Source organism: Bacillus sp. VA13, from assembly GCF_055710085.1.
Map to the genome: position 1 here is coordinate 694,071 of NZ_JBVQPP010000002.1, position 15,585 is coordinate 709,655.

The following is a 15,585-nucleotide window of genomic DNA, read 5'->3' on the forward strand; positions in this document are numbered from 1 at the left end:
GACAAATCTCAATATGCGAGCTGTAGCCGGATTATAGGATTCAATAAATATAAATTTTATTATCTTTGAAAGATATAAATTTTTATGCTTTTATTCTACAGTCCAATTATAGTGTCTTTTTTTGAAAGCCTTTTCACGGCGTGTTCCTATGCTATAATTCCTTACTGTAAGCTGGGTAAGAAGGCTTGCAAAATCATATGGATGGGAGATGAATCAAATGGTTTCTTTAACATCAATTTTGGAACACAATCAGCGGTTTGTCAGAGAGAAGAAGTATGAACCGTACAAAACGACAAAATTTCCTTCAAAAAAGCTCGTCATTGTCACCTGTATGGATACACGGCTCACAGAACTTCTTCCGCAAGCAATGGGGCTTAAAAACGGTGATGCTAAAATTGTAAAAAACGCGGGAGCCATCGTTTCTCACCCATTTGGAAGCGTGATGCGAAGCATACTGGTTGCGATTTATGAATTGCAGGCTGAAGAGGTGTGCATTGTCGGTCACCATGAGTGCGGGATGTCAGGATTAAATGCAACATCGATTCTCGAGAAAGCAAAGGAACGCGGAGTGGAAGAAAGCTGCCTGAATTTGCTGTCGAGCGCTGGACTCGATTTGAAATCATGGCTGACCGGCTTTCACAGCGTAGAAGAAAGCGTTTCCCACAGTGTGAATATGATCAAGAATCATCCGCTGCTGCCGAAAAAGGTGCCGGTGCACGGGCTTGTCATTCACCCTGAAACAGGAAAACTTGATGTCGTCATTAACGGTTATGAAACTGAGCTCATAAACACAAATTCATAAGGGAGGTTATAACAAAATATGCGATTCTCAGGGAGATTCAAGGGATACAATTTGCAGAAATTTCAGAAAGACCTGATTGCAGGTATCGTAGTAGGTGTCGTGGCAATTCCTTTAGGGATGGCGTTTGCCATTGCCTCGGGAGTCGAGCCTGAATACGGGCTGTACACTGTTGTTGTGGCAGGGATTTGTATTTCTTTGTTTGGGGGATCCAAATATCAAATTGGCGGTCCGACAGGCGCCTTTGTCCCGATTCTATTTGGCATTGTGATACAGTACGGCTTGGAGAACCTGCTGATTGCAGGGTTTATGGCAGGGGTGATGCTGGTGCTGTTCGGGCTGTTTAAGCTCGGAAAAATAATGAAATTCGTGCCAAAACCTGTTATCGTCGGTTTTACAGCCGGAATTGCCGTGCTGATCTTTACTGAGCAAATCGCTAATTTTCTCGGTTTAAGAAATGTTGAAAAACATGAGAACTTTCATCACAACATGTTTGAAATCGCACAGAAGCTCGGCACCTTTAACGTGTATGCCATTCTGACAGCAGTGATCGGGCTTGTCATTTTGCTTGTATCTGCCAAAGTGATGCCTAAAGTACCGGGCGCTTTATTGGCGCTTCTGATTTCCACACTGGTCGCGGTTGTGTTTTTCCCTGACCGCATGGCAACGATCGGGTCAACTTATGGAGAAATTCCTCGCCATTTGCCGGAATTTCAGTTTCCTGAGCTTACATTGGATAAAATGGTTATGCTGTTTCCGGCAGCGCTTGTCATCGCGCTTCTTGGCGGCCTTGAGTCCATTTTGTCCGCAATGGTCGCTGATAACATGAAGGGCTCAAAGCATGACAGCAACAAGGAGCTTGTCGGCCAGGGGATTGCGAATATGGCTGCGCCGCTGTTCGGCGGAATCCCGGCAACAGGAGCGATCGCCAGAACGGCAACCAATATTAAAAACGGAGCGGTTTCTCCTGTTTCCGGCGTCGTTCACGGTGTAGTCGTTCTTCTTGTCTTGCTCGTATTCGCGCCTTATGCATCTCATGTGCCGCTTGCCAGTATGGCGCCGATTCTCATGGTTGTCGCATGGAATATGAGTGAGCGCAAGGAAGTCGCAAACATGCTGAGACTGAAAAACGCTGATTCCTTTATTTTGGCAGCGACCTTTGCGCTAACGGTTCTGTTTGACTTAATCGTCGGTGTGGCAACCGGCTTGCTGCTTGCATTTGTGTTCTTTATCAGAAGAATGAGCGAAGCGACCCGCATCCACAATCAGGAATCGCATCCTGTTCTGGCGAAGAGAGAAGATCCATCTGTCAGCATGTATGCCATAGAAGGGCCGCTGTTTTTCGGATCAATTGATTCCCTTGAATCTTCACTGCTGGAGCATGTACAGAAAAAGCCGAAGACCCTTATCCTGCTCATGAATAAGGTGCACTACATGGATACGTCGGCTGAAGCAGTGCTTGGGAACGTGATGAACAGAATTAAACGCCACAATGGAAAGCTGATGATTGTAGGACTGCAATCGCAGCCGAAGGAGCTGCTGCATAAAACAGGCCTATTTCACAAAATAGGGAAGCAGCATTTCTTTGATCACCATGATGAAATCACAGGTTAAAAAAAGCGGCCATTGCGGCCGCTTTTTTATGCATGCTCAAATCGTTTTGTCAGTTTTTCTTGGTGTGCCTTCATCACGTCTTCTAAGGAGACACCGTACATATCAGCAAGAATGGCGATATTTCCGATGACATCTCCCATTTCTTCAATCAATTCTTGTTTTTGCTCAGCTCGTGTCGATTCCTTCTCATCCGGCCGGTCTCTGCCGATCTCATATGCCCTGACAGCCCGGGCCAGTTCTCCGGCTTCCTCCATTAAAAAGCCGACTCGAATAAACGGTCCGTATTCTGTCCAGCCTCTTTTTTCGTAAAACTCTTTCATCCATTTTTCTGCATCAGCCAGCTGCACCATCATCACTCCTGCATTCTTTATGTATTTCATATTGATATTATCACATGAAGATGGGACAATATATAGTGTATTTTTGAATGTTTGATACGATATATAGATACGGAGATGACAAAGATGAAAACCATTTGTGTATTTGCGGGCTCAAACCCGGGGGGGAATGAAGCGTATAAACGAAAAGCGGCAGAGCTTGGAGCGTATATGGCTGAGCAGGGAATCGGCCTTGTCTATGGGGGCTCCCGCGTAGGCTTGATGGGCGCCATTGCTGATGCGATTATGGAAAACGGCGGAACTGCAATCGGGGTCATGCCGAGCGGCTTGTTCAGCGGGGAGGTTGTCCATCAGAACCTGACTGAGCTGATTGAAGTAAACGGGATGCATGAACGAAAAGCCAAAATGAGCGAGCTGGCGGACGGCTTTATCGCCATGCCGGGCGGCTTCGGTACATATGAAGAATTATTTGAAGTGCTTTGTTGGGCGCAGATCGGCATCCACCAAAAGCCAATCGGACTGTACAATGTCAACGGATATTTTGAACCAATGATGAAAATGGTCAAATACAGCATTCAAGAAGGATTTTCTAACGATTCTCATCTAAAACTGATCCACAGTTCGTCGCGGCCGGATGAGTTAATTGAGCAAATGCAGAACTACTCTTATCCGATTTTAGAGAAAAAGTGGACAGAAATTTAAAAAGAGACTTTCACGTGGAAGTGGAGAGAATGAGTCCGTCACCTAGCGTATTTGGTCTATTGCCGGGCAGAGAATTCATTAAAAATCGAGTTTTTTTAACAAAGTGAGATTTCCTTAAGGGAAATCTCTTTTTTACTTCTCTTTTGCGTGCATCGTATTTAGCAGTAATAAAGGACTTTTTCACTAGTTTGGATAATAAGCACAGGTAAGGAGGGGGATGAAAATGGCAACATTGTCAGATGTGGCAAAAAAAGCAAATGTTTCGAAAATGACGGTATCACGAGTGATCAATCATCCTGAGACGGTGACAGATGAATTGAAAAAGCTTGTTCATTCTGCGATGAAAGAGCTGAATTACATCCCTAATTATGCGGCGAGAGCGCTTGTGCAAAACAGAACACAGGTTGTCAAACTGTTGATTCTTGAGGAAATGGATACGACTGAACCATATTACATGAACCTGCTGACCGGAATCAGCCGGGAGCTGGATCGCAATCATTATGCTCTGCAGCTTGTGACAAGAAACTCTCTCAATATTGGCCAATGCGACGGCATTATTGCCACCGGGTTGAGAAAGACCGATTTTGAAGGGGTGATCAAAGCTTTTGAAAAACCGCTGGTCGTATTTGGGCAAAATGAAATGGGCTATGACTTTATCGATGTAAATAACGAGAAAGGCACTTTTATGGCAACCCGCCATGTTATGGGACTGGGGGAGCGGGAAGTTGTCTTTTTTGGCATCGATTTAGATGAGCCTTTTGAACGTTCAAGAGAACAGGGCTATATTCGGGCGATGAATGAAAGCTTTAGAAAAACGAATCTGTATCGGATCGACAATAGTTCTAAGAAAAGTGAATGCCTTGCAAGAGAAGTGCTGAAATCCCTGGATAACCAGGCCGCATTTGTCTGCGCGTCCGATCGAATCGCACTCGGCGTCATTCGTGCAGCGCAATCGCTTGGAAAACGAATTCCGGAAGACGTTGCGGTGACCGGGAATGACGGTGTTTTTCTTGATCGCATTTCCTCGCCCCGGTTGACTACGGTCAGACAGCCTGTTGTAGAAATGGGGGAAGCCTGTGCGAGAATGCTATTGAAAAAAATGAATGAAGACGGTGCTGCTCAAGGAAATCTATTTTTTGAGCCGGAGTTAATTGTACGTGAATCAACTTTGTAAGAGCTTTATTCTGTTATCGGTAACAAGGTAAAAAGGATTGTTCCTGCTATTTCATCATGATACTTTCACTAAGAGCTGGCCTAAATAAAACGGAATTCAAAGGAGGAGACATGATGGAATATGCAGCGATTCATCATCAGCCGTTCAGTTCTGATGCTTATTCTTATGACGGGCGGACAGTGCATATCAAGATTCGGACAAAAAAAGGTGATGCAGATCACATTCGATTCATTTGGGGTGATCCTTATGAATACAACGTCGGCAGGTGGTCGGCAAACGAGCAGCCGATGAGGAAAATGGCCGCAACAGACTTGCATGATTATTGGTTTGCTGAAGTGGTGCCGCCATATAGGCGTTTGCAATATGCGTTTGTTATATCAGACCATCAAGAAGACATCTTTTTCGGAAGTTCAGGTGTATGCCCTCATAACGAAAAAACGCTGGAGACGACACATTATTATTTTAAACTTCCATTTGTTCACGAGGCTGATACATTCCAAGCGCCTGAGTGGGCCAAATCAACGGTTTGGTATCAAATTTTTCCAGAGCGTTTTGCGAATGGAAGAGAAGACTTGTCACCGGAGAATGCATTACCTTGGGGGAGCAAAGATCCGGATGTCAATGATTTTTTTGGAGGCGATTTGCAAGGGATGATTGACAAGCTTGATTATTTAGAGGATTTAGGCGTAAACGGAGTTTATTTGACTCCAATTTTTTCCGCGCCTTCTAATCATAAATACGACACGCTGGATTACTATTCCATTGACCCGCATTTTGGAGATCCGAAGCTTTTTCGTACATTGGTCAGCCAGCTTCATCAGCGGGGGATGAGAATTATGCTTGATGCTGTTTTTAATCATATAGGCAGCGCTTCTCCGCAATGGCAGGATGTCGTGAAAAACGGAGCTCAATCCCGTTATAAAAACTGGTTTCATATTCACTCTTTTCCTGTCAAAGAAGACAATTATGATAGGTTTGCGTTTACACCTGATATGCCGAAGCTAAATACGGCTAATCCTGAAGTACAGATATATTTGCTTGATATTGCTTTGTACTGGATTCGTGAATTTGACATTGACGGCTGGCGTTTGGATGTGGCAAATGAAGTGGATCACGTTTTTTGGAAGACATTCAGGCAAGCCGTCTCAGCAGAAAAGCCTGACGTTTATATTTTAGGGGAGATCTGGCATTCTGCCGAACCTTGGCTTAGAGGAGATGAATTTCATGCGGTGATGAACTATCCTTTTACAGAGCCTATGATTGAATATTTTGCTGACGGGACGATTCCAGCCTCGCGTATGGCCCACCGTGTAAATGCGCATTTAATGAATGGGATGAAGCAGGTCAATGAGGTGATGTTTAATTTACTGGATAGCCATGATACAAAACGCCTTTTGACCAGATGCCGACATGACGAGAAAAAAGCACGGGCTTTGCTGGCCTTTATGTTTGCCCAGACAGGTTCACCATGCATCTATTACGGAACGGAAATCGGGCTGGACGGCGAAAATGATCCATTATGCCGGAAATGTATGGTTTGGGAAAAAGAGAAGCAAAACCGAGACATGCTGCGATTTATGAAACGATTGATTGCTTTACGCAAACAGGAAAACACTTTATTGACTGAGGGAAGTCTTGAGTGGAATCTGCTGGATGACCAAAACAATTTTATTAGCTTTTCACGGAATCTTGATGAAAAAACACTGATTTATTTCTTTAATCAGGGGGACGCGACCCGACATGTCAGTTTGCGAGATTTGAATATTGAAAGGAATAAAAAAATCTACGATGTATGGACAGAGCAGCCGCTTCATCATCACGATGTAATTGCCGTTCAGCCGGGAGAATTTTTTATTTTGGGTGCTGCCGTCCCTGTTTAAATTCTGTTATCGGTAACAAATCAAAAGTTGTTGTAACCGCTTTCTATAGAACAATACAATTGTTTTAGATTCATAAATAGAAGGGGGAAACAAGATGATACTTTTTAAAAAGGGGTTCGCCTTATTGGCGGCATCAGTTCTGACATTTGGCCTTGCCGCCTGTTCTAATTCAAAAGATCCGGCAAGTTCTGATGGCAAAAAGGTCCTGACTGTGTCTGTCGAAGAGACCTATAAAGAATACATTGAAAGCATGAAAGCAACATTCGAAAAAGAGAATGATGTCACAATAAAAGTCGTTGAAAAGCAAATGTTCGAGCAGTTGGAAGCGCTTCCTCTTGATGGCCCGGCGGGTAATGCACCTGATGTGATGCTTGCCGCCTACGACCGGATCGGCGGTTTGGGCCAGCAAGGACAGTTGCTTGATATTAAGCCATCTAATACAAAAAGTTTCGGAGATAAAGAGATGCAGCAGGTGACGGTTGACGGCAAGGTGTATGGAATGCCGCTAGTCATTGAAACACTAGTTTTGTATTACAACAAAGATCTCTTACAAACAGCACCAAAAACATTTAAAGATCTGGAAACATTAACGGGGGATTCCCGGTTTGCGTTTGCTTCAGAAAAAGGAAAATCAACCGGCTTTTTAGCGAAATGGACTGACTTTTATATGTCGTACGGGTTGTTGGCCGGTTACGGCGGATACGTATTTGGAAAAAACGGCACAGATTCCGGGGACATCGGCCTGAACAATAAAGGGGCTGTAGAAGCAGTGAAATATGCGGAGAAATGGTTTAAAACCTATTGGCCAAAAGGCATGCAAGACAATTCAAGCGCTGACGATTTTATTCAGCAGATGTTTTTAGATGGAAAAGCGGCTGCGATCATCGGCGGACCTTGGTCAGCTGCCAACTATAAAGAGGCCAAATTGAACTACGGAGCGGCTCCCATTCCGACATTGCCAAATGGAGAAGAATATGCCCCTTTTGCCGGCGGGAAGGGCTGGGTTGCATCAAAATATACAAAAGAACCCGAACTGGCTGAAAAATGGCTTGAATATGCTACAAATGATGCCAATGCTTACGCTTTTTATGAGGATACAAACGAAGTTCCGGCTAATACAGCTGCAAGGAAGAAAGCGGATGAGCAAAAAAATGAGCTGACGTCAGCTGTGATTAAACAATATGAAACAGCGACACCGACTCCGAATATTCCGGAAATGGCTGAGGTATGGACGGGAGCGGAAAGTTTGATTTTTGACGCAGTGTCAGGAAAAAAAGCGGCGCAAACATCAGCGAATGATGCTGTAAACGTCATAAAGGAAAACATCAAAGAAAAGTATGTGAAATAAAACGGCGGGGTAGCGTCCGGAAGAATAGAGGGCGAAAAAATGAATACACACCACACACTTGCAAAGCAAAAACGAAAGGCAGGGCTTTTATCAATCATTCCAGGACTTGGGCAGATTGCGAATCAGCAGTTTTCAAAGGGAATCTTGTTTCTTGCCATCACAGGTTTGTTTGCTTTTGAATTATGCGTTTTCGGCATTCAGGCGCTCACTGGATTGATTACATTGGGAAGTGTTCCCGGTGAAGACCATTCACTGTTTATGCTGATTGAAGGCACGCTGCAATTGATCGTGACGCTGATTTTCCTCATGTTCTATATCTTTAATATTCATGATTCGCGTAAGACCGCCGCTATGAAAGCGGCGGGGTTGGAGGTCAATACAACGGCCAAGGATATGATCTGTCATGCGGGTGATAAAGGGTTTCCATATTTATTTACACTGCCGGCATATATCATGATGGTGTTTGTAATTATTTTTCCAGTTTTAGTGACTCTGTTTGTTGCATGTACAAACTATGATTTTTATCATATTCCTCCTAACAGTCTGATTGACTGGGTCGGTTTTAAAAATTTCTTGAATATTTTTTTCCTCGGCTCCTATCGTGAAACATTTGTGAATGTTCTCGGCTGGACGATCATCTGGACAATCTGTGCAACAACGCTGCAAATCATTTTGGGTATCGTGACGGCACTTTTCGTCAATCAGGATTTTATAAAAGGCAAGCGGATTTTCCGAATGATTTTCTTATTTCCATGGGCTGTTCCGGCTTTTATTACAATCATGAGTTTTTCCAACATGTTTAACGACAGCATAGGGGCGGTGAATGCGCAGGTGATTCCATTATTAAATCACCTGCCGTTTGTAGAGCTGCCGGCGATTGCGTGGAAGACTGATCCTTTCTGGACAAAGACAGCCCTCATTATGATTCAGACCTGGCTCGGCTTTCCCTATATTTATGTCATGGTAACGGGAGTGCTTCAGGCGATTCCAGGTGAATTGTATGAAGCGGCAAAGATTGACGGGGCTACTTTTATTCAGCGCTTTCGGCATATTACATTCCCGATGATTTTATTTGCGACAGCACCCGTGATGATTACCCAGTATACGTTTAATTTCAATAATTTCTCGATCATCTACTTATTTAATGAGGGAGGACCGGGCAGCGCGGGAGCCGGGGCCGGGTCGACCGATATCTTAATTTCTTGGATTTATAAACTGACAACAGGCACATCACCGCAATATTCCGTAGCGGCGGCTGTTACACTGTTAATTTCTTTCATTGTCATTGGAATTTCTCTGATTGCTTTCAAAAAATCGAATGCTTTTGGCAATGAGGAGGTTATGTAGGTGAACGCGAGAACTGCCAGAATGCTTAATAGAATCTGTACCTATTTATTTTTGACGCTTTTAAGTATTGTCATTATTTATCCGTTGCTGATTACGGCATCATCCGCTTTCCGTGTGGGAAATGCGGCAGCTTTTCAACTCGATTTTTCGGGTTCTTGGACTTTGGATCATTTTAAGCGGCTGTTTGACGAGACGCTTTATCTTCATTGGTACAGCAATACACTTGTCATCGCGTTATCGGTCATGGTATTGCAGGTTACGATTGTGACGCTTGCCGGGTATACGTACAGCCGTTATCGGTTTGCAGGCCGAAAAAAGAGCCTGGTATTCTTTTTAATCATTCAAATGGTGCCGACGATGGCAGCGCTGACTGCTTTTTACGTTCTGGCGATGCTGATAGGCGCACTCGATCAATACTGGTTTTTGACAGCGATTTATATCGGCGGCGGAATTCCGATGAACACGTGGCTGATGAAAGGTTATTTTGATACTGTGCCGAGAGAAATTGATGAAGCCGCGCGAATTGATGGAGCGGGACATCTGAGGATTTTCGCTTCAATTGTGCTGCCGCTTGTTAAGCCAATGCTCGCGGTGCAAGCGCTTTGGGCGTTTATGGCACCGTTCGGCGACTATTTGCTGGCAAAGTTTTTGCTTCGCTCACCAGAAAGGCTGACCATCGCTGTAGGATTGCAGTCCTTCATTTCAAATCCGCAGCAGCAAAAAGTCGCCCTGTTTGCGGCCGGAGCTATATTGGCTGCACTGCCGATATGCGTCTTGTTCTTTTTTCTCCAAAAGAACTTTGTGTCCGGGCTGACAGCCGGCGGAACAAAGGGGTAATTCGATGAAAAATGAAAGCTATATTATCCGCTGTTTGAAAGCGGCTGCATCTCCGTCAGGTGTTTGCCGTTACGGGAACACATTTAGCTGGCTGCAGCTCTCTTTTCTTTTTATGTTTTTAACGGCCTGCTTGATGGCGCCGTTTACGGTTTCGTTTATAAAAATAGATCGCTTCAGTGTTACATCTTTCATGCCGTCAGCGATTCAAAAGGTTAATGATCAATTTGCTGATCAATTACAAGGTTTTCAAATCAGAAACGGAAAACTGACAGGCGGGAAGAGCTCTGGGCAGATTGAAGATGGACAGAATTTGCTGGCGTTAGATATAAAGCATGAATATCAGACAAGCGGTGAAAATGGGCGATTGAAAGTAACTGGATATGATAACGCCATCGTATTTCAATCTGATCAACTGGTGATCACCGATCAAAACGGAACGGGATTTTCTGTTGGCTATGCAAAAATGGACGCTAAGCTCAAGGAACCGAACGTTCATGATGTAGAGGCTTTAATCGATACATTGTGGTTGGCACAGTATAAGCCGATGATCATGATGCTGGCATATGCGGTGATTTTTATGATTCAGCTTTTTTTAATGGCTGTTCTTGCGGGGGGCATCTGGATCACAAAAATATCAAACATGATCTCTATTGCGTCATTCAAGGAAGCGGCATCTATGGCGATCTGTGCATCAGCACTGCCGGCATTTGTGGCAGCTGCTGTCGGTATGATTCATTTTGACTTGATCACTGTATTGATGATCCATTCGTGTGGCGTCACTTTGATGATCTCTTTTGCATTTAGATATTTGGCCAAAACCCGCCGTTATAATGGAAACTTACATTCGGGAGGAAATTATGATAAATCAGCGGTTATTCGAGATTGATGAATGGAAAATCAAAACACATACATTTCAGAAGGAGCACACACGGCTGCAGGAAAGCCTGACGTCTCTTGCTAACGGCTATATGGGAGTTAGAGGGAATTTTGAAGAAGGCTATTCAGGCGACAGCCACCAAGGCACATATATTGCAGGGGTGTGGTTCCCTGACAAAACGCGAGTGGGCTGGTGGAAAAACGGGTATCCAGAATATTTCGGAAAAGTGATCAATGCGATGAACTTTATTGGCATAGGCCTATATGTAGACGGTGAAAAAGTCGATCTCTATCAAAACCAAATCGAATCATTTGAGTTAGAACTCAATATGAAAGAGGGGATTCTGCGGCGAAGCGCTGTTGTCCGCATTCAGGATAAAATCGTCAGAATCAGATCCGAGCGATTTCTTAGCCTTGCCGTAAAAGAACTTTGTGCGATTCATTATGAAGCGGAGTGTCTGACAGAAGATGCTGTTATTACGCTTGTTCCTTACCTGGATGGAAATGTTACAAATGAAGATTCTAACTACCAAGAACAGTTTTGGCAGGAAAAAGCGAAAGAGGCTGATCCTCACCGAGGCCATTTAGTCACAAAAACGATCGAAAATCGATTTGGAACACCGCGTTTTACTGTTTCAGCGACAATGGCAAACGTGACAGAGGGTTTTGTCAATGAAAGCTCTCACACAGCTGGGATGTATGTCGAGAATCGCTACAGTTACCAAACGAAGGCTTCTTTGAAAAAATTTATTATTGTCACGACTTCTCGTGATTTACGGGAGGCAGAGCTTTTACCGAAAGCCAAGGAGCTTTTGGCGGGTGTTCTTGAAAACGGCTATGAAGAAGCAAAACGGAGGCACACTGCTCAATGGAAGGAAAGATGGGCGAAAGCGGACATAGAGATTAAAGGGGATGAGGAACTTCAGCAAGGAATCCGCTACAATATCTTTCAGTTATTTTCGACATATTACGGGGGCGATGCCCGTTTGAATATCGGACCGAAAGGATTTACTGGCGAAAAATACGGAGGTGCAGCATATTGGGATACTGAGGCATATGCCGTGCCGATGTATTTGGCGACAGCCGAGCCGGAGGTGACGAAAAACCTGCTTTTGTACCGCTATCATCATTTGGAGGCAGCTAAACGGAATGCCGCCAAACTGGGGATGAAGGGGGCACTTTACCCGATGGTGACGTTCACTGGTGATGAATGCCACAACGAATGGGAGATCACCTTTGAAGAAATTCACCGCAATGGCGCGATTTGCTATGCGATCTGCAATTATGTCCAATATACAGGCGACCATGACTATATGAAAGAATACGGAATAGAAGTTCTCGTGGAAGTCAGCAGGTTTTGGGCTGACCGCGTTCACTTCTCGAAACGAAAAAACAAGTATATGATTCACGGCGTCACAGGGCCAAATGAATACGAAAACAATGTCAACAACAATTGGTATACAAATGTAATTGCGGCTTGGACGTTGGAGTATACATTAGAAAATCTCGAAAGTATCTCAACGGAAAAACGCCGCCTGCTTGATGTGCAGGAAGAAGAGTTGAAGGCCTGGAGAAATATCATCCAGCACATGTATTATCCGTATAGTGAAGAACTGCAAATTTTTATTCAGCATGACACATTCTTGGACAAAGACCTGCAATCAGCGGACGAATTAGATCCAGCTGAGCGGCCTCTTTATCAGAATTGGTCCTGGGACAAGATTCTCCGCTCCAATTTTATTAAGCAGGCAGATGTGCTTCAAGGCATTTACCTTTTTCATGACCGTTTTACAATGGAAGAAAAAAGGCGAAACTTTGAATTTTATGAACCAATGACTGTTCATGAATCAAGCCTGTCGCCCTCTGTCCATGCGGTTCTCGCCGCTGAACTCAAGATGGAAAAGAAAGCGCTTGAGTTATGTAAGCGTACAGCAAGGCTTGATCTCGACAATTACAATCATGACACGGAAGAAGGCCTGCATATTACATCAATGACGGGAAGCTGGCTCGCGATCGTTCAGGGCTTTGCGGGCATGCGCGTCAGGAATGAGACGCTTTCATTTGCTCCGTTTTTGCCGAAAGAATGGGACGGATATTCGTTCAAAATCAATTATCAAAACCGATTAATCAATGTTACGGTTGACGAAATGAACGCCATCTTTGAGCTTTTAAGAGGCGAGCCGCTGCACATGATAGTTTATGAGGAACCGCTTGTCCTAAATGGACGATGTGAAAGGAGAACGCCTGATGAGTAAATGGTGGAAAGAAGCTGTCGTTTATCAAATTTACCCGCGCAGTTTTTATGATTCCAATGGAGATGGATTCGGGGATTTGCAAGGCGTGATTCAAAAGCTGGATTATATCAAAAATCTCGGGGCGGATGTGATCTGGCTCTCCCCGGTGTTTGATTCCCCGCAGGATGACAACGGCTATGACATCAGCGACTACAGAAACATGTACGAAAAATTTGGGACAAATGAAGATATGTTTCAGTTAATTGATGAAGTGCACCAACGAGGTATGAAAATCATCATGGATTTGGTCGTGAACCACACGTCAGATGAGCATGCCTGGTTTGCTAAAAGCCGTAAGTCAAAGGACAATCCTTACCGTGATTATTATTTTTGGAAAGATCCGAAACCGGACGGCTCAGAGCCGAATAATTGGGGATCGATCTTCTCAGGCCCGGCGTGGACGTTCGATGAAGGGACAGGGCAGTATTATTTGCACTACTTTTCGAAAAAACAGCCTGATTTAAATTGGGAAAATGAAGCGGTACGCCGGGAAGTTTATGATTTGATGAGATTTTGGATGGATAAAGGCGTTGACGGCTGGCGGATGGATGTGATCGGCTCCATTTCCAAGTACACCGATTTTCCGGACTACGAAACAGATAGCAGCCGCAGCTATATCGTCGGACGTTATCATTCGAATGGCCCCCGCCTTCATGAATTTATTCAAGAGATGAACAGGGAAGTGCTTTCTCATTACGACTGCATGACGGTCGGAGAGGCAAACGGCTCTGATATTGAAGAGGCGAAAAAGTACACAGATGCAAACAGGCAAGAGTTGAATATGATCTTTACATTTGAACATATGGATATTGATACAGAACAAAACTCGCCAAATGGGAAATGGCAGATCAAGCCGTTTGATGTGATTGCTTTAAAAAAGACGATGACAAGATGGCAGACCGGGTTAATGAATGTCGGCTGGAATACCTTGTATTTTGAAAACCATGATCAGCCGAGGGTTATTTCCCGCTGGGGCAATGACGGCAAGCTGCGAAAACAGTGTGCAAAAGCATTTGCAACGGTTCTCCACGGGATGAAAGGAACACCGTTTATTTACCAGGGAGAAGAAATCGGTATGGTCAACAGTGATATGCCGCTGGAGATGTATGACGATCTTGAAATAAAAAATGCATATCGTGAACTAGTCATCGAAAACAAAACGATGTCAGAAAAAGAGTTTCTAAAAGCCGTGACGAAAAAAGGACGGGATCATGCGAGAACACCAATGCAATGGGATGCCGGAAAACATGCGGGATTCACAGCCGGAGCCCCTTGGATAGCAGTAAATTCCAGCTATCAAGATATCAATGTGAAAGAGTCCCTGGAAGATCAAGATTCGATTTTCTATTACTATCAGAAGCTTATTCAATTACGAAAGCAATATAAGGTCATGGTATATGGAGATTATCAGCTGCTGCAGGAGAATGATCCGCAAATCTTTTCTTACCTCCGTGAATATCGAGGGGAAAAGCTTCTCGTCGTTGTGAATTTGTCGGAAGACAAGGCTCTCTTCGAGGCGCCTGCGGAACTGATTCATGAGCGTTGGAAAGTGCTGATTTCCAACTATTCGCAGGAGTCGGCTGACTTAAAGAGCATTTGCCTCGAACCTTATGAAGCTGTGATGGGCATTAGCATATGAAAGCAGTCATTTTTGATTTAGATGGAGTGATAACAGATACTGCTGAATATCATTTTCTCGCTTGGAGGCACATCGCGGAACAAATCGATATTCCCTTTGACAGAAGTGTGAATGAAAGCCTAAAAGGAATCAGCAGAAAAGAGTCACTTGAAAGCATACTTACCTTTGGCAGTGCGAAAACAAAGTATACAAATGTAGAGAAACAAAAACTTATGCACCTAAAAAATCAATATTATCAAATGTTGATCAGCAAATTGACGCCGGAAAATCTTTTGCCGGGAATCGGCAGGCTTCTTTGTGAATTAAAAGGTGAAAATATAAAAATCGGGTTAGCGTCTTCAAGTCGCAATGCCCCCGAGATTATAACACGTTTGGGGATTATGGATGATTTTCATGCCATTGTTGACCCGACAGCTCTCGCGAACGGAAAACCGGATCCCGAAATCTTTTTAACAGCTGCAGAGCTGCTCGGCGTTTCCCCAGCTGATTGTGCAGCAATAGAAGACGCTGAAGCAGGCATTTCCGCAATCAAATCTGCTGGGATGTTTGCGGTTGGAGTAGGTCATGAACAGTCAATGATTGGCGCTGATCTGGTTGTGAGGCAAACTCGTGACTTGACGCTTGAGCTGTTGAATGAGGAATGGGAGCAGTATAGAATCAAACATTTTTAAGAAGCGTTAGAGGATGAATGCCTTCAAAGAAAAAAACCTGCAAGAGACATTGCTCTTGCAGGTTAC

General features: G+C 44.1%; 13 protein-coding genes. 12 read left to right on the forward strand and 1 reads right to left on the reverse strand.

Annotation, left to right across the window (positions count from 1 at the left end; genetic code table 11):
* Positions 1-208: 208 nt before the first annotated feature.
* Together AC0C66_RS11650 and AC0C66_RS11655 are read left to right on the forward strand one after the other, a co-directional pair.
* The gene (locus AC0C66_RS11650) at positions 209-802 is read left to right on the forward strand and encodes a beta-class carbonic anhydrase (RefSeq protein WP_072182636.1); all 594 of its coding nucleotides are present in this window, start codon (positions 209-211) and stop codon (positions 800-802) included.
* Between the two features lie 18 nt (positions 803-820).
* On the forward strand, positions 821-2,413 hold the full coding sequence (locus AC0C66_RS11655) for a SulP family inorganic anion transporter (RefSeq protein ID WP_014115272.1): 1,593 nt from the start codon (positions 821-823) through the stop codon (positions 2,411-2,413).
* A gap of 26 nt (positions 2,414-2,439) precedes the next feature.
* On the opposite strand, the gene AC0C66_RS11660 is transcribed toward AC0C66_RS11655, so the two are convergent.
* Positions 2,440-2,760: a MazG nucleotide pyrophosphohydrolase domain-containing protein gene (locus AC0C66_RS11660; protein ID WP_003219846.1), complete on the reverse strand. Its 321-nt coding sequence runs from the start codon at positions 2,758-2,760 to the stop codon at positions 2,440-2,442.
* Positions 2,761-2,877: 117 nt separating this feature from the next.
* Here AC0C66_RS11660 and AC0C66_RS11665 point away from each other — a divergent pair, with 117 nt between their 5' ends.
* The 10 genes from AC0C66_RS11665 to pgmB all read left to right on the forward strand — a co-directional run bounded on the left by AC0C66_RS11665 (position 2,878) and on the right by pgmB (position 15,519).
* On the forward strand, positions 2,878-3,453 hold the full coding sequence (locus tag AC0C66_RS11665; protein ID WP_014115270.1) for an LOG family protein: 576 nt from the start codon (positions 2,878-2,880) through the stop codon (positions 3,451-3,453).
* A 223-nt stretch (positions 3,454-3,676) separates the two neighbouring features.
* Positions 3,677-4,627 carry a LacI family DNA-binding transcriptional regulator gene (locus tag AC0C66_RS11670; RefSeq protein WP_014115269.1) on the forward strand — a complete coding sequence of 317 codons (951 nt, stop codon included), beginning with the start codon at positions 3,677-3,679 and terminating at the stop codon, positions 4,625-4,627.
* Positions 4,628-4,737: 110 nt separating this feature from the next.
* Positions 4,738-6,507 (forward strand): glycoside hydrolase family 13 protein, encoded by a 1,770-nt coding sequence (locus AC0C66_RS11675; RefSeq protein WP_461845754.1) that lies wholly within the window; start codon positions 4,738-4,740, stop codon positions 6,505-6,507.
* A 94-nt stretch (positions 6,508-6,601) separates the two neighbouring features.
* Positions 6,602-7,855: a maltodextrin ABC transporter substrate-binding protein MdxE gene (gene mdxE, locus AC0C66_RS11680; protein ID WP_461845753.1), complete on the forward strand. Its 1,254-nt coding sequence runs from the start codon at positions 6,602-6,604 to the stop codon at positions 7,853-7,855.
* 39 nt (positions 7,856-7,894) lie between these two features.
* Positions 7,895-9,202, forward strand: coding sequence for a maltodextrin ABC transporter permease MdxF (gene mdxF / locus AC0C66_RS11685; protein WP_014115266.1), 1,308 nt, complete (start codon positions 7,895-7,897; stop codon positions 9,200-9,202).
* Positions 9,203-10,039, forward strand: a complete 837-nt coding sequence (gene mdxG / locus AC0C66_RS11690; RefSeq protein WP_072182632.1) for a maltodextrin ABC transporter permease MdxG — start codon at positions 9,203-9,205, stop codon at positions 10,037-10,039.
* A 4-nt stretch (positions 10,040-10,043) separates the two neighbouring features.
* Positions 10,044-10,925, forward strand: coding sequence for a DUF1189 domain-containing protein (locus AC0C66_RS11695; RefSeq protein ID WP_461845752.1), 882 nt, complete (start codon positions 10,044-10,046; stop codon positions 10,923-10,925).
* Positions 10,897-13,170, forward strand: a complete 2,274-nt coding sequence (locus AC0C66_RS11700; RefSeq protein WP_461845751.1) for a glycoside hydrolase family 65 protein — start codon at positions 10,897-10,899, stop codon at positions 13,168-13,170. Before AC0C66_RS11695 ends, AC0C66_RS11700 begins: the two co-directional genes overlap by 29 nt.
* Positions 13,163-14,848 carry a glycoside hydrolase family 13 protein gene (locus AC0C66_RS11705; RefSeq protein ID WP_072182629.1) on the forward strand — a complete coding sequence of 562 codons (1,686 nt, stop codon included), beginning with the start codon at positions 13,163-13,165 and terminating at the stop codon, positions 14,846-14,848. The genes AC0C66_RS11700 and AC0C66_RS11705 overlap by 8 nt, the downstream gene beginning before the upstream one ends.
* The gene (gene pgmB, locus AC0C66_RS11710; protein WP_072182628.1) at positions 14,845-15,519 is read left to right on the forward strand and encodes a beta-phosphoglucomutase; all 675 of its coding nucleotides are present in this window, start codon (positions 14,845-14,847) and stop codon (positions 15,517-15,519) included. The genes AC0C66_RS11705 and pgmB overlap by 4 nt, the downstream gene beginning before the upstream one ends.
* Positions 15,520-15,585 lie beyond the last annotated feature (66 nt).